Below are 25,489 nucleotides of genomic sequence, written 5' to 3' on the forward strand. Positions count from 1 at the left end.
GAAACAATATCCGGAAAAACGGAAGATTAGACGAAGTGATAAACGATATCCGGCAGAATTGGGCAGAAAGGCAGATCAAATAATTATGAAAAAAAGAATTCTTGTTATTTTCGGCGGACAGTCATCGGAGCATATAGTTTCCTGCATGTCCGCAGTAAATGTAATCAACAATATAGACAGAGATACATATGAGGTTCTTATCGTGGGAATCACGGAAGAAGGGCACTGGCTCCTGGTAGATTCCGTGGAGGCGATTAAGGATGAAAGCTGGAGAAACGGAACCGTGCAGGCCATCCTTTCACCGGATGCCACGGAGAAATCTGTGATTGTCATGGATGGAAGCAAAATAGAGAAGATAAAGGTAGACGGAGCTTTCCCGGTTCTCCACGGCCTGTATGGCGAGGATGGAACGATCCAGGGACTTTTTGAGCTGGTACAGCTCCCTTATGTAGGCTGCGGTGTATTGGCATCCGCTGTTTCGATGGATAAATTCTTTACAAAAATCATTGCGGACCGGGTTGGTGTCCGTCAGGCGGCATATGAGCCGGTTATGAAAGAAGAGATTGCAGATGCAGAAGGAATGGAGGATGCTGTTAAGAGGGTGGAAACCCGTTTTTCCTATCCTGTATTCATCAAACCGTCCAATGCCGGTTCTTCCCGGGGCGTATCCAAGGCGGAGGACAGAGAACAGCTTGAAAAGGGACTTTCGGAGGCCGCCCTTCATGACAGGAAAATTCTTGTGGAAGAGACGATTGTCGGCCATGAGATAGAGTGTGCAGTTTTTGGAAACGGCAAGGAACCGGTGATTGCATCCGGCGTCGGCGAAGTCCTGGCTGCCGCAGAATTCTATGATTTTGAGGCCAAATATTTTAATGCAGAGTCCAGAACAGTTGTGAATCCGGAGCTTCCTGGTGACAGCGCCGAGAGAGTCAGAAAGGCAGCCGTTGAGATTTTCAAGGCAGTCGATGGCTATGGCCTGGCCAGAGTGGATTTCTTTGTTACGGCCGATGGGGATGTTGTATTTAATGAGATCAACACAATGCCGGGATTCACGGCTATCAGCATGTATCCAATGCTGTTTGAGGCAGCGGGAATCAGCAAGACAGAGCTGGTTGGAAAGCTGATTGAGCATGGACTGAAACGGTTTTAGGCCTGGAGCTGTTTTACGCGAATGTCTGCCGGGACAGAAATGGAGGATATGAATGGAGGATATGAATGGATAGAAATGCACCGATTGGAGTCTTTGATTCCGGTGTCGGCGGCCTTACTGTGATGAGGGAGATTATGCGCCAGATGCCGGATGAGAGGATCGTGTATTTTGGAGATACGGCCAGGGTGCCTTATGGAAATAAATCAAAAGAGACGGTGATCCGCTATTCACAGCAGATTATCCGCTTTTTGCAGACCAAGGATGTAAAGGCGATTGTTATTGCCTGTAATACGGCGTCTGCGTGCGCTTTGGAGGCCGTGGAGAGGAGTCTGGACATCCCAATCATCGGAGTGATTTCCGCCGGCTCCAGAGCCGCTGTGGAAGCCACCAGAAATGGGAAAATCGGAATTATCGGAACAGAGGCCACGATTCGCAGCGGCGTATATTCCGAAGAGATGAAACGTTTGAGGGAAGATATAGAAGTGACAGGCAAACCCTGTCCTCTTTTCGTGCCATTGGTGGAAGAGGGACTGCTTCACGATTCCGTAACGGATGAGATTGCCTCCCGCTATCTGGCGTGTCTTAAAGGAAAGTATATAGACACACTGGTGATGGGCTGCACACATTACCCGCTTTTACGTTCCACATTCAAGCGCCTGATGGGTGACGATGTTACACTGGTCAATCCGGCCTATGAGACGGCTGTGGAGTTGAGAGAGCTTCTGGAAAAGAATGAGATGACGTGTACGGGTGAGAGCTGTGGGGATGGCAGTAGCGGATATGGTGGCAGCGAGCAGGGGAGTTGTGTGCATGGAGACAGCGAGCATGGAAGCTGTGGAGATGGAGACAGCGAGCGGGGGAGTTGTGGACATGGTGGCAGCGAGCATGGAAGCTGTGGATATGGTAGTAGTAATCAGGGAAATTGTGGGCATGGTGACTGTGAACACGAGGTCAGTGAACAAGGCTGCCATGCACATGGGGCCGGGGAAAAACACAGAGATCAGTATCAGTTCTTTGTAAGTGACCTGGCAGAAAAATTTACGAATTTCGCAACGTCAATTCTTCCGAAAGAGGTCAAAGAGACAAAGAAGATTAATATTGAGGAGTACTGATATGACAAAGGATGTACTTGTAAGCATCAGCGGAGCCCATATGGTGGATGGCGAAAATGACGATGTATCTGTAATTACGGCGGGCACTTATTATCTGAAAAATGGGAAACACTATATTCTCTATGACGAGCTGATTGAGGGCGTGGAGGGAGCTATCCGCAACACGATCAAGGTTGGCGACGGGACGGTAGAGATAATCAAAAACGGAAGTGCCCGCTCCCACATGGTATTTGAGAAGGAAAAGACAAATGTCTGCTGTTATGCAATGCCGTTCGGGCAGATGATGGTCGGAGTGAATACGGACGATATTGTAATGGAAGAAAGTCCGGATCGGCTGCTGGTGGAGATTGAGTATTCGCTGGAAGTGAATTACGAAACGGTTTCGCAGTGCCATATTGTGATTGATATACGGTCGAAGGCGAAGGCGGATTTTCGGCTTGGGGAATAGGTGTCTTGTAGGGAAAGAAGCGGTAAATACTGGGATTCAAGAAAAAATAAGAAAATATTAGGAATAACTTACTGTTAGAATGGGAGGGGGAATATTGACCTCCCATAAAATTGGTGTTATAATTTACGAAACTCAGAAGATTGTATAATATCGTATCGAAAGATGTCGCTTAATATATCTGTTAAGCGACATACGTTTGAACAGCGTCTGAAATTGAAATGCGGGATGCAGTTTTCAGCATGGACGTTCAGCACGAATGCGGTTATCTTAATAAAAATGCAGATTTTTGAGAATACAGGATTATAGGCAGATGACGTGAAGCATTGGCACACAGATTCCGGGCTATATGGTAATAGGGGATAACAACGGCAGTTGCACGCGTATTTTGTATTGTGTGCAAATGGCGAAGCTTACCCTATTTTGCCAAAAATGAAACAACAGCTCTGGACGCTTCCGCTTGTGCGGGAAGGAAAAACGACAGATATGTGGTATGTAATACAAGTCCAGGGGGGACAGGAGGAGAAGACGGCGGAGTTGATCAAAAAGCAATTGACGCTCTGTGATGACAGTTTAAGGGAATGCTTTATACCGAAGAAAGAACGGGTGAAAAAATTTAAGGGGCGCTGGCAGCAGGTGGAAGAACTTTTATTTCCGGGATATGTGTTTGCCGATTCAGGGGACGCGGAGGAGCTGTACAGGCGGCTGAAACAGGTTGGCAGATTGACGAAAGTTCTGCAGGACGGGAACTTTCTTTTTTTGTCCCTTTCAGAGGATGAAGAGCAGAGAATTAAAGCAATTGGGGACTGTTGCCATGTGACCAGGATGTCCAAAGTCCAGGTTATGGGGGGAGAGTACAGCGGCAGGGCTGATGGAATTGACAGGGGAAAGAATGTAGTTGTCCGGGATGGGCCTCTGAAGGGGCTGGAAGGGTATGTAACAAAAGTGAACCTTCATAAGCGTGAGGTTACGGTTCAAATGCCATTTGCAGGGAGAATAGTGGATGTGAAGCTTGGGATTGAACTGGTGGAGATTGAGAAGCCCGCACGAGAAGAAACAACTAATTAAATATAGTAAATAAATTGATACGAAAGGCTGACCGGCATGTAATGTGCAGGGGAGGCCTTTTTTCTATGAATTTAAATAATAAAAATAGATTAATAAAACAAATGCTATGGTATTAAGGAAGAGAGGGTGAAGGATGGGAAAGCAAAAAAGAATATTTTTATCCAGTCCGACAATGAATGGGCATGAAATGGAGTATATCCAGGAGGCCTTTGATACAAACTGGGTGGCGCCCCTTGGAAAAAATGTTGATGAATTTGAAAATGAACTTGCTGCATATGTTGGTTCAAAGCATGCAGCAGCGTTAAGCGCCGGGACGGCAGCACTGCATCTTGCAGTGAAGCTGGCTGGAATTGGGCCAGGGGATGTAGTACTTTCATCTTCTCTTACATTTGCCGCAACCTGTAACCCTGTTACCTATGAAGGAGGAAAGCTGGTTTTTATCGACGCGGAAAAGGATACGTGGAATATGTCGCCCGAAGCGCTGGAAGAAGGCTTCCGGAAATATCCTGAAACAAAAGCTGTATTGCTGGCCCATCTTTACGGTACACCTGCTAAGATGGATGAAATTATGGGTATCTGTGAGAAACATGGCGTGCCGTTGATTGAAGATGCGGCGGAAGCGCTCGGCAGTACATATAAAGGAAGAGGATGCGGTACTTTTGGAAAGTACGGCATTTTTTCATTTAACGGAAATAAGATCATTACGACTTCCGGCGGTGGAATGTTGGTGTCGGATAGTGAAAAAGATATAATAAAGGCCAGATTCTGGGCAACACAGGCCAGAGAAGCAGCAAGACATTATGAACATAAAGAGATTGGATACAATTACCGGATGAGTAATATTGTCGCCGGAATTGGTCGTGGGCAGCTGCTGACCTTAGATAAATATAAGGAGAAAAAGCAGTATATTTACCGAAGATATCAGGAGGCTTTCGCGGATATACCAGAGATTCGAATGAATCCATTGAATCCCGAGGGTGAGGCTAATAACTGGTTGTCATGCATTACCCTGGAACCGGAATGTATCCAGAGGGGAATATCGCCGCTTGTTATTATGGAGGCGCTGGAAAAGGAAAATATTGAAAGCAGGCCGATTTGGAAACCGATGGATTTACAGCCGGTTTATCAGGAAAATGATTTTATACAGGTGGAGAGTTTCAATGGTAAGTCGATTGGCCAGGATATTTTTGATAGAGGGGTATGCTTGCCCAGCGATGTGAAAAATATGGATGAGGATATGGAACGGGTTACTCAGATAGTAAAATCGTTATTTAGATAGGAAGATAGGGAATTTAGCTTATTTAAGCAGAGACACTGCTTTAGAAAATAGGAGATGCAGGGATGTATCGGAAATATATAAAGAGGCTGCTGGACATTATTATGTCAGCGGCTGGAATTATTGTGCTGTCACCGGTGATGCTGGTGACAGCTTTTCTTGTGCGTGTAAAGCTAGGAAGCCCGGTGATTTTTAAACAAAAAAGGCCGGGTAAAAATGAAAAAATTTTTGAGATGTATAAGTTCCGCAGTATGACGGATGAACGTGATCAAGATGGAAATTTGCTGCCGGACGAAGTGAGGCTGACGGAGTTTGGAAAAAAATTACGGGCAACCAGCTTAGATGAACTGCCGGAATTGTTTAATATTCTTAAAGGGGATATGAGTGTGGTGGGGCCGCGACCACAGTTGGTGAGAGATATGGTTTTTATGTCATCAAAACAGAGGAGACGCCATGAGGTACTTCCAGGATTGACGGGATTGGCCCAGGTAAATGGGAGAAATAAGATTTCTTGGGAAGAGAAGTTTTATTGGGATCTTCAATATCTTCACCATATAGGACTCCGAACAGACATGGCAATTGTAGTAAAAACCATGGATAAGGTTTTGAGGAAAAGGGATATTACGTCGGAAGGATTGGAGACAGCAGAGGACTTAGGAGATTATTTATTGAGGACAGGCAGAATTTCTGCGAAGGAATATAGGATAAAGAAGGATATGGGTCAACGGCTCATAAAAGGTAGATTAAAATGAGCGAGCATTTAAAATTTTCTGTTGCAATGAGCGTTTACATAAATGATAAAGGCCCGTATTTTAATCAAGCAATTACTAGCATTATAGAGCAGACAGTATTACCGTCTGAAATAGTGGTTGTGTTGGATGGTCCTGTAAATGATGATATTATCTACATTCTTGAAAGTAAAAAGAAGGAAGTCAAGGGAAGAATCGAGATTAAAATAATAGAACTGAAAAAAAACGCAGGTCTAGGAAAAGCATTGAATATTGCGATTCTAAATTGCTCTTATGAATACATTGCGAGAATGGATAGTGATGATATTAGTGTAAAAGACAGATTCGAAAAACAGTTGCTTTGTTTCGAAAAAATGAAGGATATAAGCCTTGTGGGAGGCTATATTTATGAATTTTTAGATGTTCCTAAACAGATTGTCGGAATTAGAACTGTCCCGGAAAAGGATGAGCAGATAAAAGAATATTCTAGGAAAAGAGCACCAGTCAATCATGTAACGGTCATGTTTAAGAAAGCAGATGTAATAGCTGCTGGGAACTATAGGGATTGGTATTGTAATGAGGACTATTTTTTATGGCTCAGAATGATTGAAAAAGAACAGAAATTTTATAATATCCCAGAAAATCTAGTCTACGTCCGTGTAGGAAAAGATATGTATAACAGGCGAGGTGGGAAAAGATATTTTATCAGTGAGATAAAACTCCAGAAATACATGCTGGATAAAAAATTGATTACACGCACAAGATACATAAAAAATATATTTCTTAGGTTAGTTCTACAGATTTTATTACCATCGAACATAAGAGGAATAGTATTTCAAAAATTTGCGAGAAGAAAATTGGTGTAGGGTATGAATTTGTATTTATTAAGACGGTTAAAAAAGCTAACAGTAACAGATATTATAAGTTATAGTACTTTTTTTTTGCTATATCCTATCGGTATACTTTACAAACAATATCTTAAAATAAGAAAAAAATCATTTTGGTTGATTTGTGAGGATGAATACGGAGCAAATGATAACGGATATCATTTTTTTAAGTATATGTGTATGCATCAGAAGCAAAAACCAGTATTCTATGTCCTGAATCGAAAAGCAATGTATTATGAAAAAGTAAATAGAATAGGTAATGTTATTAGATGGGGCTCATTAAGGCATTGGTTATATTATTTAAGCGCTCAATCAATAATATCAACACAGCTTGGTTCTTCTCCATCGCTGAAAACTTTTTTCCCGCTTGAAATAATAGGGATTTTACAAAATAAAAGAGTATTTCTTCAGCATGGTGTACTCTTAAATTACTATGAGTCTCTAAAATATGAAAATAATAAACTTTCATGTGTTATTTGCGGAGCAAAACCGGAATATGAATACATCAAATCGAGTTTTGGATTTTCAGAAAAGGCAGTGGCATATACTGGATTAGCCAGATTCGATGAATTGCATGATTATAAAAAACAGGAAAACCTTATAATAATCATGCCAACGTGGAGGAGTTGGTTAACTCAAAATGGAGTTGCTAGTGAAGAAAAAATAAAATTTACCGATAACCAGTATTATAAGGAATTTAATGGGTTATTAAATAATGCACAATTTATTGAATTTGTAGAAAAGAATAATTTACAAGTATTATTTTACCTACATAGGGCTATGCAGCAATACGTTTCATTTTTTAAATCGACAAGTTCCAATATCAATATTGTCAAGCGATTTGATAAAAATATACAGGATTTATTAAAGGAAGCTTCTTTTATGATCACAGACTATTCAAGCGTTTCAGTTGACTTCGCATATATGAAGAAACCTTTAATATATTTTCAGTTTGATCAAGAAAAGTTTAAGAAATGGCATGGTAAAAAAGGTTATTTCTCTTATCAGGATAATGGTTTCGGACCGATTGCTGAGAATGCAGAAAGTGTAATTAAATTTTTAAAAAAGAGTTATGAAAAAGATTTTAGATTAGATAAGTTGTATGAGGAGAGAGCAGAAGAATTTTTTCCACTTTGGGATTGTAAAAATTGTGAAAGAATTTTTAAGGTGGTTGATAATATGCTGGAAGGTAGGTAATTAACGAAAATATATGAGATATAGAATAAAAGTAAGAGATATTGTGGAGGTTTTAAAATGTAATGCATTATGTGCAACGCTTTTTTTTACCACATTTAATACATTTGTCTTTTCAATGCTTTCTTTAATTGGGATAAATGCAGAGTATTCAACAGAAGTTGTGGCAATATTTTCCTATGGTATTTTATTTGTAATGGGATTATATTCATTTTTTAACTTAAAACCTTATATGCTAATATTTCCTCTGTTAATGTTAACCATGTATTTTTCAAGCTTTATTTTTTTCCCCGAGAACCGTCCGTTTTTAATTGGAAATGAAATCCTTTTAGGTTTTTTAGGTTTAGGATTGCCTGCTTTTTTATCTTCGGTGACTTTGGACAACATAGAGATGCTAGAAAAATATTTGCATAAATACTGTATTATAGTCGTTTTTATACAGACTTTTTTATCCATTGCAGCTCATTTGTCAATGCCGTGGTGTGACAGAAGTAATTATATGGAAATATCATATCAGCTTTTAGTGCCAATTATTTATTTTCTTTTGTTGGAAAAAGGAACTGGAATTGATAAACTTTGTTTAATCGTAGGTGTAATAATTATAATTATTGATGGTGCCAGAGGACCTCTTGTGGGAATAATTTTATGTGTTTCATATAGAATAGTCTCGCACTTTTCTAAAGAGAAGATAGCATTAGCTATGTTTTTTGGAATGCTTTCAACAATTATTCTAATTGTAAATTATCAGATGATATTTACATGGATATTGAATATTGCCGATCATTTTGGATTTAATGGGAATTTAATACGTCATATTGAATGGGGAGACGTCTTTTCTCCATCTGGAAGAGATGAATTATTTAGTTTAGCAGTGACAGTAATTAACAAATTTCTGTTTACAGGCAGTGGCATGGCCGGTGATCGTTATTGGTTAAATGCGTTGGGATACGGTAAAACGGGAGCTTACACTCATAATATATTCGGAGAACTACTAATTGATTATGGAATTATTTTGGGGGCGATTTTAATCTTGTTTTTATGCATAATGATCTATTTGTGTTTTATCAAAAGAGAGAGTATGTATTTAAAGATATTCAAAATCTTCTTTTTTTCATTGGGTTTTTCAAGACTTTTATTATCATCCAGCTATATCATAGAGGTTGGCTTTTACGTGATGATGGCAATGATGATAAGAGGAATAAAATTTAGATATATTGGAGAAAAGAATGAAGAACATATTAATAATTTCACATTGGTTTTATCCGATAAATAACCCACGTTCATTTCGTGCGCGAGCTTTGTCAGATGAATTAATTAAATCAGGTTACAATGTTGATGTTTTAAACGGGGAGAGAAGGCGTCTGATAGCGATGAAGGATCTACAATCTTATTATGACGAATGCAATATTGCTCAATCCCAAGAAGCAACAGAAGATATTTGTATATTAAAAAAACAACTTAAGAAATGTATGAATTATCTTATTGGTGAAAAATTTTTTATCACACAGATAAAACCATTAGCAAAACGAATTAATAATTCATATGATGTTATTATTTCGATTGGTAATCCATTCTATTCGCATTTACTGTCGATATATGTGTCAAAGCGTATGAGAAAATCTCCTGTTTTGATAGGAGACTGTGGGGACCCGTTTTATTTAGGACAAGGAAAACATTCAATTTTAGTAGATCTGATACAAAGATACACATTTGAAAAATTGGATTATGTAACAATACCGATTGAGAATGCGAAGTTATATTACCAAAATTATTTATCGGAGAATAAAATAAAAATTATACCTCAAGGTTTTAGTACAGAAAATGTACAGACAGCGGAGTATAAAAGGGATTTAGATTGTATTCATTTTGCATTTGCGGGAACTCTTTACTATGATATTAGAAATCCGGAAAAATTGCTAGAATATTTATGTGGACGAAAAGAAAACTTTAAATTCACTTTATATACTTCTTTAAATAATGAGGTATACCATAAAGTACTATTAAAGTACAAAAAAGTTTTGGGAGATAAATTACAGATATTTCCATATTTAAAACGTGAAGATTGCATCTATCAATTAAGTAAACAAGACTTTTTGATAAATATTGAAAACACTATAAGCATACAAGCACCTTCAAAATTAATTGATTACTCATTAGCGGGACGTCCTATTTATTCGTGCCACCCTGATAGTGGCTCATTTGATGTTCTTGATGAATTTTTAGTAGGAGATTATAGTCACAAGGTTGATTTTAATATATCGAAATATAAAATTGAAACTGTTTGCTTGCAGTTTCAAGATCTGTTTCAGTAATAGTGGGGGGAAATATGTTGCATTTATGTCTTACATTTGATTATGAACTTTTTTTTGCACATACAGATTTTTCTGAGCAAGAAGTTTTATTTAAGCCTACAGAAAGAATTTTGGATTTGCTGGATGGATATAATATTAAAGCTACTTTCTACGCTGATACAGCCTCATGCATCAGATATGCAGAATTTGGACTAAACGATTTTCCAAAATCATTTAATGATCAGATTGCTTCAATGAAAAAAAGAAAACATGATATTCAGCTTCATATACATCCGATTTGGTATAATGCAAAGTTAGAAAAGGGTAAGTGGCAATTTGATAACAGATATTATCGTCTTCATGCTTTCGATAAACTTCATTCTGAAGTCGATATGAGACAAATATTTTTAGAGACAAAAAATTATTTGGAATCAGTTTTAAAGGAAGTGGACAATAAATATAAATGCGTATCATTTAGGGCAGGGGGATTTTGTATTCAACCAGAGCGAGAGATTTTTAAATTGATGAAAGAAAATGGAATTACAATAGACTCCTCCATTTGCAAGGGATTATACAGTAATACTAGAACGCATTATTACAACTTTACGAAAACACCCCAAAAAGTAAATTGGTGGATGTCATCAGAAAGTGGGCTGTGTCGAGAGGACCGCAATGGTGAAATTTTTGAGATACCAATAGGTTCTATTTGCAAAAAGCCGGAAAAATGGCTGATTGTACATAAAAACCCCAGACTAAGGCGAGAGGTTTTAAAGGGAAAAACATCTGATGCTACAGAAATGTCGGTTTTCTCTTGTAAGAAGCTTTTGCAGAAAATTAATGATTTTTGGAATCATTCTGTCATGATGAGCCTTGATAGCGCCCATTATAAAGCGCTTATCGAAATGGTTTACTATTATTTAAAAACTTATGATTGTGTTAATCAAGATATATATATATGTCTTATTGGGCATCCTAAATTATTTGGTAAGACTAATTTAGAAAATCTGAAATATTTTATCGAGCAAATTAATAATCAGTTTTCTGATGTAGTAATATTTAATACTATTGAACAAGCTTATCAAGAAAACAGGAACTAAAAAAATGTTGAAAAAAATGAGAGAGTTTTTAAAAAGTTGTGGAATTAAGGCAATGCTGACATTAACAGCTGGAGTTTTTATAGCGCAAATAATTTCTTATGTTGCTCAGCCACTTTTAACAAGATTATATTCTCCGGAATCCTTTGGAATAAATGCTTTAATTATCTCGGTTGTTTCAATGTTTACACCTGTCTTAACGCTTCAATATGATCAGTTTATTGTAATAAGTGATTCAGATGATGACGGAAAAAAGTTAACAGCGTTATCTTTATACTTATCATTTATTGTAACATTAGCAGTATGTATAGGATTACTTATTTATAACAATATTCTTAAAAAAAACACGTTTTTTGTAGCTGGAAACTGGATATATTTATCTATTCCCCTCCTGCTACTAACAGGAGTTATTAATACCTTAACAGCATATAATAATAGATTGGGTTGCTATAATATTATAGCTCAAGTCAATATTTTTAGAACATTATCTCAGAGTGTATTTAAAGTACTTTTTGGAATATGGGATAAAAGTTTTATTGGATTAACAATAGGAACTATTATCGGATGTGTAACAGGAATTGGAAAGCAAACCAAATGTTTAGGATGGAAATTAAGTGAATTCTTTTCATACAGCATAGGGGAGTTGTGGACTGTTGCTAAAATATATAAAGAACAGCCTTTGTTTTCAACACCAGGTTTTTTTGTTTCTAATTTATCATATTCTATATTACCAGTTATGTTGTCTAGTTTGTATAGTACGGAAGAAGTCGGCTATTTTTCTCTATCAATGACTATGTTGGGAATACCTTTAAGCTTAATCAGCGACAGTGTTGGAAAGGTGTTTTTAAAAAAAGCAAGTCAAGAAAAAGCGGATAATGGTGGCTTTTATGTTTCTTATAGAAATACGTCAGTATTGTTATTTGCCATAGCTCTACCTGCCTTTACTTTATTATATTTTATTGCGGAGCCAGCTTTCTTTTTTGTATTCGGAACTTCATGGATTAGGAGTGGAACATTTGTGAAAATTTTAATTCCGCTATATATTGTACGATTTGTAGTAAGTGTTATGGTACAGGGATTGATCATATCGGGAAAGCAACTAATGAAATTGATAATTCAAATGTTTTTTATTGTTGAGGCAGTGGTTGCTTTTAGCTTGAGTAAATATTTTAATCTATCAATTGAGCTATTTTTAAGTGTAACGGGAACATTATATGCCTGCAATTATATTGTAATATGGATAGCAGGGTATCACGCAAGCAGAAGTGCGAAGGAAATTTATGATTAGAGTGGGAATTTTGACATTTCATAAAAGTATAAACTATGGTGCATTTATGCAATCTTATTCTTTAGCAAAAAGATTGGAAAAGGATTTTGCAAATTGTCAAATTGAGATTATTGATTATATGACAAGAAGAATGTATGATAATTATTCAAAAAATAAATGGATTTATTCATTAAGTTATATGAAGACAATTAAGAAAAATGGATGGCTCAAAGTCATAAAGGTTTCACTTTCAAGAGTCAATAATGCATTTTTAAAGAAAAATTTCTGGAAAGAACGAATTAGTCTTATAAATGCTTTTGAGCGAGAATGGGGGGAATTACCTCTATCTCAAAATACAATTATAAGTGATGATTACAATAGAGTTTTTTACGAATTAAAAGATAAATATGATATTTTAATTACCGGAAGTGATTGTGTTTGGGAATTTATAAACTATCCATTTCCTAATGTATATTTTTTAAATGAAGATATGGCAAGTTTTTACGTTTCTTATGCTGCAACATCTGATAGAATGAATGTTAATGAGTTATCAGAAAAGGAGGCTAATTATATCAGACAAGCGTTAGAACGATATTCCTATGTAGGAATCAGGGATACGGCTACGCAGAATCTTTTGTCAGGGCTTAATTGTAGGAAGCAGTTATATCATAATTGCGATCCTACAATTTTTCTACAAATGAACTTATTGAGTGATTATAGAACAAAAGCCAAAAAAAAATTGGCATTGCATGGTATTTCATTCAGTAAAAAGATAATTTTTATAATGGGAACAGAAGAGATAGGCCAGATGGTAAGAAACATATTTGGTACTGTCTATCAGTTGGTTAGTGTATATTCTGCAAATAGATATACTGATGTTTTTCTGGATGATTTAACACCTCTTGAATGGAGCCAGGTTTTCTCCTTTGGGGAATTAACCTATTCAAATTATTTTCATGGGACAATCTTGTCTTTAAAAAATCTGACCCCATGTCTGTTTTTTGATTATGCAATTAGTTTTGACGAAGGTGACAAGACAAAGGGAAAAGATTTGCTGGATCGGCTAGGGTTGAATTTTTTATATCATAGAAGAACAGATATAAAAAACTGTCGCAAACAGATATCTGAATTAAGTAATAGCCTGCTAGAAAATCCCATTAAAGATAAAATTTCTGAAGGACTAGCAAGAGAAGGTTTATCTTATAATAGCTTTAAAGAATACATGAGTAGCGCAATTCAAAACTTAACGGGTGAAAGTATAATTGAAAATAATTGAATTATGTGTAAGAAAGGGGTACAAGTTTGGTTTACAAAGAACTAAAGTAAAGGCACCCCATAAACTTATAAAAATAAAGAGAGGTTAAGTGAGATGAATAAAATAAATGTGATAGGTCTGGGGTATATTGGTTTACCGACAGCTTTAATGTTAGCTGCACACGATATAGAGGTGATAGGTACAGATTATAATGAAAAGCTTGTACAGACGTTAAAAGAGGGGCATATAACTTTTTCAGAGGATGGTTTGGAAGAGCTATTTCAAAAGGCTTTAATGAAGGGCATAACATTTTCTACGGAATACGCCTGTACAGATATATATATAGTAGCAGTGCCTACACCATATAATAAAAAAAATAAAAAAATCGATGCACATTATATTATTGGGGCAATCGATGCAATATTATCTGTTTGTAAAAAGGGGGCAATAATTGTTATTGAGTCTACAATTTCACCTGGAACGATTGACAAAGCGGTAAGGCCTTTTGTCGAGGCAAAACAGTTTGTAATAGGGAGGGATATTCATCTCGTCCATGCGCCGGAACGCATTATTCCTGGCAACATGATTTTCGAATTAAAATATAATTCAAGAACTATTGGTGCAGATGACATGGATAAGGGAGAGGAGATTAAAGAGATTTACTCTTCCTTTTGTCAAGGAGAAATTGTGGTTACTGATATTAGGACTGCTGAGATGACAAAAGTTGTTGAAAATACATATCGTGATATAAATATTGCATTTGCAAATGAATTAGCTAAAATTTGTCAATCTGATGGCATGAATGTATATGAAATAATTAAAATTGCAAATAAGCACCCTAGAGTTAATATCCTGGCTCCCGGCCCGGGAGTAGGGGGGCATTGTATTTCCGTAGATCCATGGTTTTTAGTGGGAGATTATCCTGGTCTTGCCAATATTATATTAGCAGCTAGAAAAATTAACGATAGCATGCCGGAATATGTACTTAGCCGTATTGCTGAAATAATGCAAGAAAATAAAATTACGAATTTATCCAGAGTGGGTTTTTATGGTCTAACGTATAAAGAAGATGTGGACGATGTAAGAGAAAGTCCAACTTTGCAAATACTCGCAAGCATGAAATCACATTTATCAAATGGGTTTGTTCAAGTTTATGATCCATACATTGAAGAAAACATTGTTTCTAATCAAAAGCACGAATTCACAGAATTCATAGATAATGTTGATTTAATTGTTATTTTAGTAGCCCATTCTGAGATTCGACAGCGTATGAAAGAGTTAAAAGGGAAAGTGATCTTTGATACCAGAAAGATTTGCACACTGCCTGGTACATATTACTTATGACATAACAAAAGTGGAGATGAAAATGAATCGTTCTATACAAATTTACACCTATGAGGAAATTCCAGATCTAATAAGAATAAAACCAGAAGCTCTCAATGCTTACTATACTAGAGAATATTTTGATTATGTTAAAATGCAAAAAGAAGAACCATTATATTTTTGCAGTGAAGAATATTGTCTACTGGTGATTCTGAAAACAAAGTATTTGTTTAATATTGCAAAAATACCAGCAGAATACATAAAGCTTAATGAGGACATAGGGAACGCGGAAGAATTTATGACAAGTGTTATAGAGATTTTAAAGAAAAAATATAACGTTCTGTGGGTAGGACCAAGTGCCCCCTGTGCCTTATTTCAGGAAACACCTTTGAATGCAATGAAAATACCTTTTGGAAGTTATATTATTAACTTGGAAAAGTCAGAGGAGGAAATTTGGGCCGGAATACATAGTAAGCACCGAAATGTTATAAGGAAAGCAGAAAAAGAGAATGTAGTTATAAAAAGGGGCGGTAAAGAATTAATTGAAGAATATATGCCTATAGAGAAGGCAACTTGGGATAGAAGTAGTCGGACGGGTAATACGCCAGATTTTTACCAACAGATGTTTGATTGTATGCCTTCTCAAATGAAAATATATCTTGCATATAAAGATGAACAAGTGCAAGGTGGGGCTATTTTTTTCTTTCATTCCTCACAGTGCTATTACCTTTATGGCGCCAGTATTGACAAACCTTCTTCAGGAGCAATGAATTTATTGCACTGGATTGCGATGAAGGACATGAAAGAATGGGGGGTTAAACAGTATAATTTTGTAGGATGCAGAATAGGCGTGCAGTCTGGAAGCAAATTGGATGGAATCCAAAGATTTAAAGAGCGCTTTGGTGGAGAACTTGTTCAAGGATATATGTTTAAAGTGATTTGCAAACCTCTGTTGTATTGGGTATATAAGAAAATACTTTATATAAAGAAAAATAGGGGACGAAAATACCCAATTGATATTATTGAAGAAGAATATTCTAAATGGAATGAAGGTAATTAATTTTATATTACTTGACTTTTCAGCATTAGTTAGATTGAAAAATTTCTGATAGTTGCTATAAAACATAGTCAAATAGTTTAACGTTAAGTGTAATAGGAAATTAATATTTTTAAGAGTAAATATCATTTTAGTGATAGAGATATGAATAATCTATTAAATTAATAAAGGAATGCGAATGTTATGAAAACAATTTTATTAGTCTTTGGGACCCGTCCTGAAGCCATAAAAATGTGTCCCTTGGTTAATGAACTCCAAACCAGAGATCACATACGAACCATCGTCTGTGTCACCGGCCAGCACCGCCAAATGCTGGATCAGGTTTTAAACACCTTCAACGTAGTCCCTGATTACGACTTATCTATCATGAAAGAACGCCAGACACTCTTTGATGTAACAACAAATATCCTTAACAGAGTAAAAAAGGTATTAGAAATAGAGAAGCCAGATACGGTTCTTGTCCATGGAGACACTTCTACGACCTTTGCCACTGCATTGGCTTGTTTTTATTTACAGATACCGATTGGTCATGTGGAGGCTGGACTTCGTACTTATAATCTATACTCACCGTATCCGGAGGAGTTTAACCGCCAAGTAGTCAGCATCATAGCAGCTTATAATTTTGCCCCGACGGAATTGTCGAGGCAAAATTTGATCAGGGAAGGAAAAGAACCCCAAACAATTTATGTAACAGGCAATACAGCAATTGACGCTTTAAAGACCACAGTCCACCCCAATTATTATCATGAGCAACTCGAATGGGCCAAGGAAAGCCGGTTGATTATGATTACAGCACATCGTCGCGAAAATCTAGGAGAACCGATGAAACATATGTTTCGTGCCATCCGTCGCGTCTGTGATGAACATCCCGATGTGAAAGCTATCTATCCTATTCACATGAACCCAGTTGTCAGAGAGACTGCTAATGAGATTTTGGGCGGCGATGAGCGCATCCGCATTATTGAGCCTTTGGATGTTATGGATTTTCACAATTTCCTTTCGCAATCATATATGATCCTCACAGACTCTGGCGGTATCCAGGAAGAGGCTCCGTCTCTTGGAAAGCCGGTTTTAGTTATGCGTGATACAACAGAAAGGCCTGAGGGGATAGATGCGGGGACATTAAAGTTGGTGGGCACAGATGAAGAAACTATTTATACTGCATTCAATTTGCTGTTAGAGGACTCGGTAGAGTATTCAAAGATGAGTCAGGCCAGTAATCCCTATGGAGACGGCTTTGCGTCAAAACGAATTGCTGATATTTTAGAATATGGCAGAGAACTATCATAAAATTTTTTTCTATACTTTCTTTATGAGTATAGCTTGGTGCTCGGATCATTTTAGGAACAGTCGATAAAAAACTCTAATAGAATGTGCTGTATTTGTTATTCCCAGCTCCTGGTAGAACTATTTATAATTTTGCAGATTTAATTTCAGAGATATTAATTATATACTTTTTATCAGCTAGGGTTGTCTGACAAGACGTTCTATTGATATTTACATGTGCTTTTAATACCCATCGGTATTCACGATTTATCTTTATGTGAATACCGATGGGTATTATTGTGCAGGCACTTACAGCACTTTCTCCAACCCCTCCGTCCGATACTCCAACCCGCTTTCCTTCGCCTCCGTTGCCGCCAGTAACAACCCATATTTTTCCTTTGTCAGCGAATACAGAACGGCAGCAATCACAGCAACAGCCAGCATCCCGGCCGGAACAAAACCAAAGGCCAGTTTCAGTTTTGCAATCGTATCCGCCGCCTGCTCGGCGGCTTCTGCATTAAAACCGATTGCGCTGAGGACGATACCGGTAATCCACATGCCGATTGCGCTTCCGGCTTTCATGAAAAAGCCTATCATAGAAGTATACAGGCCATCCGGTGAGTTGCCGGATTTAAACTTTTCAATCAGAGCCGTATCGTAGGACATCGAGTAGATAAGAGTCCAGTAAGTGGCATTTCCAATTCCGTAGAACAGAATATAAAGATAAGCGGTAAAATCGCTTGCTGGAAGGAACGCCATGATAAGATAGCAGGCGGTGTAGCAAACCATTCCGCCGAGCATCATCTGTTTTTTGCCGAATTTATTTGCAATCACACCGGCCATGACGGTAGTGAAAAGCAAAAAGAGTGTTGTCACAAGCAGCATGAAGGAAGTTTTCGTTTCAGTATAGTGAAAGACATAGGTGTAGAGAAAAATCATCAGGCTGGATCCTACTCCGACGGCAAAATTCACGCAGAATGTGATAACCAGCAGCTTGTTAAAGGGTTTTACCTTCAACGCCTCCAGATAATTGGAAAAGACGGATTTAAAAGATAACTTTTCCGGCATATATCCTTCCTGCAGGTTCGGGTTTTCCGGTTCAAAGCTCCGTACGGAAAAGCAGCAGAAGTTATAAACGAAAACGATAATCACCGCAAACAGCACTCCCGTTGCCGTCCATCCCATGCTTTCAGTGCCGAATATTTTTGCAAAGAACTGCACAATCATCAGTGAACCGCTGATCGCGACCAGCATACCGATATTCATCAGAAAATTTGCACAGGTTCTCAGTGTGGTTCTCTCCTCGAAATCATCGGTCAGCTCGGAGCCTAATGCGATATGAGGGATAACGGCGGAGGTGAGGAACGTCCAGTAGGCAATATTGATGATGATATAATATCCTACCTTTGCACCGGCAGGTAAGTCGATATTGATAAACATAAGCGCCAGTGAGATTCCGAGAAAAATAGAGCCATATTTGATAAATGGCGTCCTTCTTCCTTTTTTGTTTCGGCAGCGGTCGGACATCGAACCGATAATCGGATCGGTAATCGCGTCCCAGAACACTGCGATGAGGGAGACAGTACCGGCGACGGCCGGATTGACTCCGGCGATATTGATCATAAAAAATATAAAATAACTGTAGAAAAAGTTATATCCAATACCTTCTCCTATGGCTCCCATGCCATAAGAAAGAGATTTCTTAAGTCCCAGTTTCTGTGGTTTCTGATTACTCATAGTAGCCCTCCTTGAACAAGCCGTGTTATTTAACTTATAAATTCATATCCGATCAATGTATAAGTTTTTATCGCAGTAACAAATTCCTCAATCAGCACATACTCATCCGGCCTGTGTGCCTGCAGGATGCTACCCGGGCCGTAGATAACTCCGGGGATTCCCTGGTTGGCGATCATTTCCACTTCGGCGTAAGCCCGGAACAGAATATCCTCCGGCTGTTTACCCGTGACAATCTCGTGACACCGGATTGCAGACTGCGCAGCCGGATGTTCCTTATCTGCTTTCCAGTAATTAAAATATTGGTTGCAGGTCAGCTCGCTCTTTGCGTTGTATTTGGCACAGACACCGTCGAAAATGGTTCTGATCTCTTCGATTGCTTCCTGCATATCTTCGCCGGGAAATACCTGGCGGTCAAAATGCATTTCACAGTAATCCGGGACAAGAAGTACATCCACACCGCCCTGGATAGAGCCGACATTCAGGCTGGGATTTACGGGAAAACCGAGAATAGCGCCTTTCTTTTTCAGCTTTTCATTTAACGCATTCAGTTCGGTTGCAAAGTCGGCCATTGGTATGATCGCGTTGATTCCATTTTCGGCCATACCGCAATGAGAAGCCTTTCCGTAAGTTCTGGCCGTAAATTCTGCGGCACCCTGAAGACTGGTGGCAATGCATACGGAGGTGGGCTCGCTGATGTAGGCTCGGGTACATTTTTTTAATTTTCCGGCATCGATTAGGGCCTGTGTACCCTTGAAAAATACCTCCTCATCAATGACAGCCGTAAATAAGATACTTTTTTTAGGAGTGATTCTGCTTTTGACAATAGCTTCCAGTGCAAATATCATTGCGGCCAGTCCTGACTTCATGTCGCAGGAGCCTCTTCCGTAGAGTTTTCCGTCTTCGATCTGGCCGCCGAGGGGAAGCTTTGTCCATAACTCAGGATTGCCGATTTTTACAGTATCCATATGGCCGTTGAAAAGCAGCTGCTCGTCGTTTTCTCCCGGCAGCAGGCCGAGCACGTTGAAACGTCCTTTTTCCACTTCCTGAATTTCAGTTACCAGCCCGATTTCATCCAGCTTTTCTTTGATAATCTGGGCAACGGACATCTCGTTTCCCGGAGGGTTCTGGCTGTCGGTCTGAACTATTTTCTGTAAAAATTGAATGGCTCCTTCCACATCAACCTGTTCAAGAAGCTGTTTTTCCCGTTCTGTAGCTTGGCACATCTGAAAATCTCCTTTCTTTGACAATAGGTAACAATACAGTTCTTGATATATGATGATTCTGTACGCAATGGATAACGCTCCCATCTTTAATAGATAACGCTCCCATCCTCATTGGTAACGCCCCCGTTTCCAGTCGTATCTGTAACTACGTTTTCCACTTTAGTCCAGCAGCTCTTTTCTCACCTCCGCAGCCCGCGCATGTCCGATCAGCCCCTCACCCCTGGCCATCCGCGATACCAACGGTGCGGTTTCTTTCATAGCAGCCCTGTCATAACGCTGATAAGTACAGGTTTTCAGAAAAGTCCCGACCCAGACGCCTCCGGTATAGCGGGATGCGCGGACGGTGGGCAGTGTATGGTTCGTGCCGGATGCGTAGTCTCCGAAGACTTCCCCGGTTTCCTGGCCGATGAAGAGAGAACCGAAGTTGTGGAGCTGTTCCAGAACCGCGTCGGGATTATCCCAAATGACCTCCAGATGTTCCGGGGCGTATTCGTTTGCCAGGGAAACGGCTTCGGTGAGGTTATCGGCAAGCACGACCTCACCGTAGGATTCCCAGGAGGCACGGGCAATCCGGGCTGTTTCAAGGGTTTCAAGTTCTGCCTCAACGGCCCGGATGACTTCGAGGCCAAGTTCCCTGTCGGTCGTGACAAGGATACCTTTTGCCAGCTTGTCGTGCTCCGACTGAGCCAGAAGATCGGCAGCTAAGATGGCGGGATTGGCACTCTTGTCAGCAATTACCAGGACTTCGCTGGGCCCTGCGATGAAGTCGATTCCAATCTGGCCGTAACACTGGCGTTTCGCTTCTGCCACATATTGATTTCCAGGTCCTACAATAATGTCAACAGGGGAAATCTGCCGTGTGCCATATGAAAATGCGGCAATGCTGTGCGCTCCGCCCATGACATAAATCTCATCCGCACCGGCGATATCCATGGCAGCCAGGGTCAGCGGGTTTATGCATCCGGTTCCTTTGACGGCAGGCGCACAGGCCGTTACCCGCCCCACGCCGGCTGTTTTTGCCGGAATAATCAGCATCAGGGCGGAGGAATAAAGCGGGTAGCCGCCTCCGGGAACATAGCAGCAGCATGAGGTTACCGGAATGATTCTGTGCCCCAGAACAGCGCCCGGGATAGTGGAAAAATTATCTAACGGCTTGAGACATTCTTTCTGAGCCTGGGCAAATGCTTTGATATGTGCGGCTGCTTCCCGCATGTCATGCAGGCTCTGTGGCGGTACGGCGTCATAGGCGGCTTTTATTTCCTCAGGACTCACGCGGAAATTTTGTCTTGTATTGCCGTCAAAACGCGTATTGTATTCAAGAATGGCAGAATCACCGTTTTCACGTACATTACGGATAATTTCCGCAACATTTTCCGTCAGTGACTGACTTTCCTGCGCTGAACGTTCGATTGATTTTTTCAGGTATTCCATATGATTAATCCTCCCTTAAGGTTTGTTTAGTAACTGATACGGCCTTATGAACAGGCCTTATATTTTGTGAACAGGTCCTTTGTTGAGTAGCAATGAAAAGTTGGCGAAGCGCGCTTTTCGTTGTTTTATAAACAGGAAAAAAGCAATTATTTTTTCCGAAGACCTTGATAAGTTATTAATAGTATAAATTCAAGACCAAAGTTAATGTCAATACTGAAAATTCAGTCTTTTTATTAAAAACCTTGACTAGGGTCTAAATCCATGATAGCTTTGAAAAAAGGGGGAAGGACATGAAGATAGGACAGGCAGCTAAGAAATTTTCGGTACCGGTAACCAGTATTTATTACTATATTAAACATGGTCTTTTAGTTCCGCCGGTTAACCGTGGACAATATATCTTTGATGAAAAAACACTGAGTGATCTGGAATGGCTTCTGGAGCTAAAAAAGATGGAATTTCCTCTTGAGGTAATTCACAGGCTGCTTTCTCTCAGACGGATTTCCGGCCTGGCACCCCAGGAAGACAGGGCGGAGGTGCTGAGGCTGTTTGCGGAGCAGGACACCGTGCTGGGCGAACGCATCGAAACTCTTGCACGGGCGCAGCAGGTGCTTCGTTCCTCAATGAGTACGTTCCGGGCAGGAGATGGGGAGGCGGTGAACACGGGCGTACCTCTTAAAATGCTAAGACTGCTGGTTTGTCCGGTATGCGGGGGAGAACTGCGCGCCCAGAATGCATCAATGGACAGTAGGTATATTTTTGAGGCCGAGATGAGCTGCCGCTGCGGTTACAGCGCCAGGATACAGGATGGCATTTTGCTGACTCCGAACAGGAATACCAGTTTTTATGACAAACCTGATACGATACGGGAACTCTACCGCGATCTGCCGTCTGCCACTCTCAGCCTGTTTGAGCGTTCCTATAACTGGCTGGGGGAGAGTCTGACAAAGGTGGGGACTGCGGGCAAGGTACTGTGGGAAAGCTATGTCAACGCCTGGTTTTTTCTCCACAATCATATGGAACTTCTGAATGAGGGGACGGAACTGATTGTTACCGATAAATTCCCGGAAACATTGGCAGCTTATAAGGAGCTGATTGACAGGAGCGGCCGCGGCTATGATATTCTCTATATCGCAGATGCCGGGGTGGCGCCGCCTATTAAAAGAAAAAGCGTAGATATTACAGTCGATTTTTTTGCGACGAATGAACATAATTTTTATCATGACGATTTTTGGCCGGATTATATGTATTCGTATTTAAAAGACGGCGGCCGCGCGGCCGGAGTGTATTTCTATTTTGACGGGGGAGAGCGTTCACGGAGAAATTTATTGAGAAGTTATCCCGAGTCAAGCTCTAATAATTTTAACCGCAGCTTTTTCCAGAAAGGGATTTGCTCAAATTATCAGTTGTTATCACAGTTTGACTGTGGTTACTCCACTGACTCGGGAGCCAATCTGGGACTGGGATTTCATGAAAAAGGGGATAAGCTGCATTTGCTGGCGTATGAGGCGGTAAAGAATAAAAAATAGTATTGTTTCGCGGGATATTTGGGGCCAATTCAGTCTGCGTAGCCCACTACACCTTCTTCATTGGACCCAAATCTTCCACAAAGTGTGACACACAGCTGACGGAAAGCAATTTTCAAACACGCTCTAGAGCAGCGGCATTTTATTGCCTTATTATCAATTTGTAAATCACAAATTACTCAATGTCATTTTCTAATTTCTTAATAACGGTTGCCGGAACACCTGCCACAACGCAATTATCCGGCACATCTTTTGTTATAACAGCTCCGGCGGCCACGATCACATTGTTTCCGATGGTGACGCCGGGAAGAATTGTACAGTTGCCGCCAATCCATACATCATTCCCAATCCTTATCGGCTTGCCATACGCTTTCTTTTCCCGTCTGTGCTTTGGAGAAAGGGGGTGTCCGACGGTTGTAATTAAAGTGTTCGGCCCAATCATGCAATAGTCGCCAATATGTACAGGAGCAATATCTAAAATTGTAACGTTGTAATTCGTTAAGAAATCCTCGCCAACATGAATGTTTTTGCCGCTATCACAATTAAAATCAGGTTGAATGTATACATTCTCCCCGGTGGAACCGAATAGCTCTTTAATGGCCGTAAGCTGGGCAGCATAGTTAGACGGGTCAATAGAATTGAATATGGCACACCGTTTTAAGGCCGTTTCTTTGCGTTCTACTACACCAGCGTCAAAAAAGCAGTATTCCAGCCCCGCGTCTAATTTTTCAAGTTCTGTCATTTCTTCACCTCATTATCTTGTAATGTTTTTTAGCCAGCCATATTTTCGATAATGGACAATAGCGGCGGGCAGTTTAACAACTTCGTCCAAATTTATAATCAGGAACACAGCTACAACGGGCAGGTCGAGAGCAAAGGCGGCAATGAAACCGGCTGGAACAGCGAAAACCCACATCGTGATTGTGTCACATATCAGACCGAATTTTGAATCGCCGCCAGCCGGGAAAATTCCAGCTATAGCAGTCATGTTGATGGATTTAGCAACCATGTAACAGGCACAGAAAATCAACATCCATTTCAAATATTCAGCAGCTTGTGAGCTTAACGTTGTTACATTCAAAATCCAAGGTGACAGTACCATCAAGAATAATCCAGATACCACGCCGCTGAGAATAGCCATCTTCCAGAGGAAGCCCCCATATTTTTTTGCCCGCTTCAAATCGCCCATTCCTAATTCATTACCAACAACAATGCCACCGCCATTTGCTAGGCCAGTGCAAAAACTAACAATCAAATTTTTAACAATATTTGCAATCGAATTAGCAGCTACGGCGTCGCTGCCTAAATGCCCCATGATGACAGAATACATAGTAAAGCCGCAGCCCCATACCAGATAATCTCCCAACATAGGCATGGTGTATTTCCAATAGTCCCGAATCAATGGCTTGTCCGCCCTAAAGCAATATTTCATGCGTAGCCGGACACGATTTTCTCGTAAAGATTCCATGTAAGCCCAAGCCATTTCAATCAACTTTGATATAGAGGTAGCGAGTGCTGCTCCCGCGATGCCAATTTTGGGGAAAAATAAAAGTCCAAAAATAAGTGCGGCATTTAAGAAAATATTGAAAACAACCGCGTTTGATCCTATTACCATGCTTTTCATGGCATACCCTGTATTCTTCAAAATGCAAAGATAAATTTGTGATATGCCAGTAAACAGATATGAGACTGATACAATTCGGAGGTAAATTAAACCCCCGGATATGAGTTGCGGTTCGCTAGTGAAAATTTTCATTAAGCTGTTCGGTATAAAAAGGGAAGCAGCAAAGAAAACAGTAGATACAAGGAAAGAAATTTTTGTGACGTAAGCAAAAATCTTTTCAATAGAAACTACGTCGCCCTTTCCGTAATACTGCGCTGCCAGTATGCTCGTTCCCATTGTCAACCCGCCCATGAAAAGATTGAATACAAACGTGATCTGTCCGGCTAACGATACTGCCGATAGCGAATCCTGATTTACGAAACCGAGCATGAGAGCGTCGGAAGCGCTAACCGCCGCTAACATGAACTGCTGGAACGCAATCGGTAATACAAGAGAAAACAGCTTTTTGAAAAAAACCGTATTCTCACCACCTAACATTTCAGATCTCATAGAATGACCTCCTGCCTTTTTATTGCAATCTCTAGTATAGAAGAAAACG

The 25,489-nt window shown here is 39.7% G+C and carries 23 protein-coding genes and 1 pseudogene; 18 read left to right on the forward strand and 6 right to left on the reverse strand.

The features are described from left to right. Positions 1 to 85 precede the first annotated feature (85 nt). The 16 genes from EJL91_RS15605 (at position 86) to wecB (ending at position 17,437) form a co-directional block, all read left to right on the forward strand. Positions 86 to 1,150, forward strand: a complete 1,065-nt coding sequence (locus EJL91_RS15605) for a D-alanine--D-alanine ligase family protein (RefSeq protein ID WP_206429508.1) — start codon at positions 86 to 88, stop codon at positions 1,148 to 1,150. Positions 1,151 to 1,215: 65 nt separating this feature from the next. Further along, positions 1,216 to 2,262: a glutamate racemase gene (murI, locus tag EJL91_RS15610; RefSeq protein WP_243125389.1), complete on the forward strand. Its 1,047-nt coding sequence runs from the start codon at positions 1,216 to 1,218 to the stop codon at positions 2,260 to 2,262. Between the two features lies 1 nt (position 2,263). Next, positions 2,264 to 2,710, forward strand: coding sequence for a YwiB family protein (locus tag EJL91_RS15620; RefSeq protein WP_125142901.1), 447 nt, complete (start codon positions 2,264 to 2,266; stop codon positions 2,708 to 2,710). A 483-nt stretch (positions 2,711 to 3,193) separates the two neighbouring features. Continuing rightward, positions 3,194 to 3,775: an antiterminator LoaP gene (gene loaP / locus EJL91_RS15625; RefSeq protein WP_243125391.1), complete on the forward strand. Its 582-nt coding sequence runs from the start codon at positions 3,194 to 3,196 to the stop codon at positions 3,773 to 3,775. 133 nt (positions 3,776 to 3,908) lie between these two features. Continuing rightward, positions 3,909 to 5,054 (forward strand): aminotransferase class I/II-fold pyridoxal phosphate-dependent enzyme, encoded by a 1,146-nt coding sequence (locus EJL91_RS15630; protein WP_125142902.1) that lies wholly within the window; start codon positions 3,909 to 3,911, stop codon positions 5,052 to 5,054. A gap of 62 nt (positions 5,055 to 5,116) precedes the next feature. Then, entirely contained in the window at positions 5,117 to 5,803 is a 687-nt protein-coding gene (locus tag EJL91_RS15635; RefSeq protein ID WP_125142903.1) for a sugar transferase, read from the forward strand. Next, positions 5,800 to 6,645, forward strand: a complete 846-nt coding sequence (locus EJL91_RS15640; RefSeq protein WP_125142904.1) for a glycosyltransferase — start codon at positions 5,800 to 5,802, stop codon at positions 6,643 to 6,645. The genes EJL91_RS15635 and EJL91_RS15640 overlap by 4 nt, the downstream gene beginning before the upstream one ends. Before the next feature lie 3 nt (positions 6,646 to 6,648). Beyond that, the gene (locus EJL91_RS15645) at positions 6,649 to 7,863 is read left to right on the forward strand and encodes a CDP-glycerol glycerophosphotransferase family protein (RefSeq protein ID WP_125142905.1); all 1,215 of its coding nucleotides are present in this window, start codon (positions 6,649 to 6,651) and stop codon (positions 7,861 to 7,863) included. Between the two features lie 43 nt (positions 7,864 to 7,906). Continuing rightward, on the forward strand, positions 7,907 to 9,133 hold the full coding sequence (locus tag EJL91_RS15650; protein WP_125142906.1) for an O-antigen ligase family protein: 1,227 nt from the start codon (positions 7,907 to 7,909) through the stop codon (positions 9,131 to 9,133). Then, positions 9,087 to 10,172, forward strand: coding sequence for a glycosyltransferase family protein (locus tag EJL91_RS15655; RefSeq protein WP_125142907.1), 1,086 nt, complete (start codon positions 9,087 to 9,089; stop codon positions 10,170 to 10,172). Before EJL91_RS15650 ends, EJL91_RS15655 begins: the two co-directional genes overlap by 47 nt. Positions 10,173 to 10,186: 14 nt before the next feature. Then, on the forward strand, positions 10,187 to 11,248 hold the full coding sequence (locus EJL91_RS15660) for a polysaccharide deacetylase family protein (protein ID WP_125142908.1): 1,062 nt from the start codon (positions 10,187 to 10,189) through the stop codon (positions 11,246 to 11,248). Between the two features lie 4 nt (positions 11,249 to 11,252). Next, positions 11,253 to 12,533, forward strand: a complete 1,281-nt coding sequence (locus tag EJL91_RS15665; protein WP_125142909.1) for a lipopolysaccharide biosynthesis protein — start codon at positions 11,253 to 11,255, stop codon at positions 12,531 to 12,533. Beyond that, complete coding sequence (locus EJL91_RS15670) at positions 12,526 to 13,788, forward strand: polysaccharide pyruvyl transferase family protein (protein WP_125142910.1); 1,263 nt, start codon at positions 12,526 to 12,528, stop codon at positions 13,786 to 13,788. The genes EJL91_RS15665 and EJL91_RS15670 overlap by 8 nt, the downstream gene beginning before the upstream one ends. Positions 13,789 to 13,881: 93 nt before the next feature. After that, on the forward strand, positions 13,882 to 15,111 hold the full coding sequence (locus EJL91_RS15675) for a nucleotide sugar dehydrogenase (RefSeq protein WP_125142911.1): 1,230 nt from the start codon (positions 13,882 to 13,884) through the stop codon (positions 15,109 to 15,111). Between the two features lie 22 nt (positions 15,112 to 15,133). Continuing rightward, the gene (locus tag EJL91_RS15680; protein WP_164516860.1) at positions 15,134 to 16,150 is read left to right on the forward strand and encodes a lipid II:glycine glycyltransferase FemX; all 1,017 of its coding nucleotides are present in this window, start codon (positions 15,134 to 15,136) and stop codon (positions 16,148 to 16,150) included. 180 nt (positions 16,151 to 16,330) lie between these two features. Beyond that, the gene (gene wecB, locus EJL91_RS15685; protein ID WP_125142913.1) at positions 16,331 to 17,437 is read left to right on the forward strand and encodes a non-hydrolyzing UDP-N-acetylglucosamine 2-epimerase; all 1,107 of its coding nucleotides are present in this window, start codon (positions 16,331 to 16,333) and stop codon (positions 17,435 to 17,437) included. A 285-nt stretch (positions 17,438 to 17,722) separates the two neighbouring features. Here the strand turns inward: wecB and EJL91_RS15690 are convergent, their stop codons facing one another. The 3 genes from EJL91_RS15690 to hisD all read right to left on the reverse strand — a co-directional run bounded on the left by EJL91_RS15690 (position 17,723) and on the right by hisD (position 21,804). Beyond that, positions 17,723 to 19,150, reverse strand: a complete 1,428-nt coding sequence (locus tag EJL91_RS15690; protein ID WP_125142914.1) for an MFS transporter — start codon at positions 19,148 to 19,150, stop codon at positions 17,723 to 17,725. Positions 19,151 to 19,179: 29 nt separating this feature from the next. After that, entirely contained in the window at positions 19,180 to 20,373 is a 1,194-nt protein-coding gene (locus EJL91_RS15695) for a M20 family metallopeptidase (protein WP_164516861.1), read from the reverse strand. Between the two features lie 159 nt (positions 20,374 to 20,532). Continuing rightward, the gene (hisD, locus tag EJL91_RS15700; protein ID WP_125142916.1) at positions 20,533 to 21,804 is read right to left on the reverse strand and encodes a histidinol dehydrogenase; all 1,272 of its coding nucleotides are present in this window, start codon (positions 21,802 to 21,804) and stop codon (positions 20,533 to 20,535) included. A gap of 290 nt (positions 21,805 to 22,094) precedes the next feature. Between hisD and EJL91_RS15705 the strand changes: the two genes are divergently transcribed. Then, on the forward strand, positions 22,095 to 23,330 hold the full coding sequence (locus tag EJL91_RS15705; RefSeq protein WP_125142917.1) for a MerR family transcriptional regulator: 1,236 nt from the start codon (positions 22,095 to 22,097) through the stop codon (positions 23,328 to 23,330). 29 nt (positions 23,331 to 23,359) lie between these two features. Here EJL91_RS15705 and EJL91_RS25390 read toward each other — a convergent pair whose 3' ends face one another. Beyond that, positions 23,360 to 23,425, reverse strand: coding sequence for a DUF6783 domain-containing protein (locus tag EJL91_RS25390; protein WP_423243453.1), 66 nt, complete (start codon positions 23,423 to 23,425; stop codon positions 23,360 to 23,362). Here EJL91_RS25390 and EJL91_RS25395 point away from each other — a divergent pair. Continuing rightward, a pseudogene (locus EJL91_RS25395) lies at positions 23,399 to 23,494 on the forward strand (DUF6783 domain-containing protein); the annotation flags it as partial. The gene EJL91_RS25390 and the pseudogene EJL91_RS25395 overlap by 27 nt on opposite strands. Before the next feature lie 8 nt (positions 23,495 to 23,502). On the opposite strand, the gene EJL91_RS15710 reads toward EJL91_RS25395, so the two are convergent. After that, entirely contained in the window at positions 23,503 to 24,069 is a 567-nt protein-coding gene (locus EJL91_RS15710) for a sugar O-acetyltransferase (protein WP_125142918.1), read from the reverse strand. 12 nt (positions 24,070 to 24,081) lie between these two features. Next, the gene (locus tag EJL91_RS15715) at positions 24,082 to 25,440 is read right to left on the reverse strand and encodes an MATE family efflux transporter (RefSeq protein WP_243125393.1); all 1,359 of its coding nucleotides are present in this window, start codon (positions 25,438 to 25,440) and stop codon (positions 24,082 to 24,084) included. Positions 25,441 to 25,489 lie beyond the last annotated feature (49 nt).

This window comes from Clostridium transplantifaecale, from assembly GCF_900626075.1.
In the GTDB taxonomy this organism is placed as follows: domain Bacteria; phylum Bacillota; class Clostridia; order Lachnospirales; family Lachnospiraceae; genus Otoolea; species Otoolea transplantifaecalis.

Coding starts and splice junctions, on each gene's coding strand:
- EJL91_RS15605 (WP_206429508.1), top strand. CDS start 86: ATGAAAAAAAGAATTCTTGTTATTTTCGGCGGACAGTCATCGGAGCAT.
- murI (WP_243125389.1), top strand. CDS start 1,216: ATGGATAGAAATGCACCGATTGGAGTCTTTGATTCCGGTGTCGGCGGC.
- EJL91_RS15620 (WP_125142901.1), top strand. CDS start 2,264: ATGACAAAGGATGTACTTGTAAGCATCAGCGGAGCCCATATGGTGGAT.
- loaP (WP_243125391.1), top strand. CDS start 3,194: ATGTGGTATGTAATACAAGTCCAGGGGGGACAGGAGGAGAAGACGGCG.
- EJL91_RS15630 (WP_125142902.1), top strand. CDS start 3,909: ATGGGAAAGCAAAAAAGAATATTTTTATCCAGTCCGACAATGAATGGG.
- EJL91_RS15635 (WP_125142903.1), top strand. CDS start 5,117: ATGTATCGGAAATATATAAAGAGGCTGCTGGACATTATTATGTCAGCG.
- EJL91_RS15640 (WP_125142904.1), top strand. CDS start 5,800: ATGAGCGAGCATTTAAAATTTTCTGTTGCAATGAGCGTTTACATAAAT.
- EJL91_RS15645 (WP_125142905.1), top strand. CDS start 6,649: ATGAATTTGTATTTATTAAGACGGTTAAAAAAGCTAACAGTAACAGAT.
- EJL91_RS15655 (WP_125142907.1), top strand. CDS start 9,087: ATGAAGAACATATTAATAATTTCACATTGGTTTTATCCGATAAATAAC.
- EJL91_RS15660 (WP_125142908.1), top strand. CDS start 10,187: ATGTTGCATTTATGTCTTACATTTGATTATGAACTTTTTTTTGCACAT.
- EJL91_RS15665 (WP_125142909.1), top strand. CDS start 11,253: ATGTTGAAAAAAATGAGAGAGTTTTTAAAAAGTTGTGGAATTAAGGCA.
- EJL91_RS15670 (WP_125142910.1), top strand. CDS start 12,526: ATGATTAGAGTGGGAATTTTGACATTTCATAAAAGTATAAACTATGGT.
- EJL91_RS15675 (WP_125142911.1), top strand. CDS start 13,882: ATGAATAAAATAAATGTGATAGGTCTGGGGTATATTGGTTTACCGACA.
- EJL91_RS15680 (WP_164516860.1), top strand. CDS start 15,134: ATGAATCGTTCTATACAAATTTACACCTATGAGGAAATTCCAGATCTA.
- wecB (WP_125142913.1), top strand. CDS start 16,331: ATGAAAACAATTTTATTAGTCTTTGGGACCCGTCCTGAAGCCATAAAA.
- EJL91_RS15690 (WP_125142914.1), bottom strand. CDS start 19,150: ATGAGTAATCAGAAACCACAGAAACTGGGACTTAAGAAATCTCTTTCT.
- EJL91_RS15695 (WP_164516861.1), bottom strand. CDS start 20,373: ATGTGCCAAGCTACAGAACGGGAAAAACAGCTTCTTGAACAGGTTGAT.
- hisD (WP_125142916.1), bottom strand. CDS start 21,804: ATGGAATACCTGAAAAAATCAATCGAACGTTCAGCGCAGGAAAGTCAG.
- EJL91_RS15705 (WP_125142917.1), top strand. CDS start 22,095: ATGAAGATAGGACAGGCAGCTAAGAAATTTTCGGTACCGGTAACCAGT.
- EJL91_RS15710 (WP_125142918.1), bottom strand. CDS start 24,069: ATGACAGAACTTGAAAAATTAGACGCGGGGCTGGAATACTGCTTTTTT.
- EJL91_RS15715 (WP_243125393.1), bottom strand. CDS start 25,440: ATGAGATCTGAAATGTTAGGTGGTGAGAATACGGTTTTTTTCAAAAAG.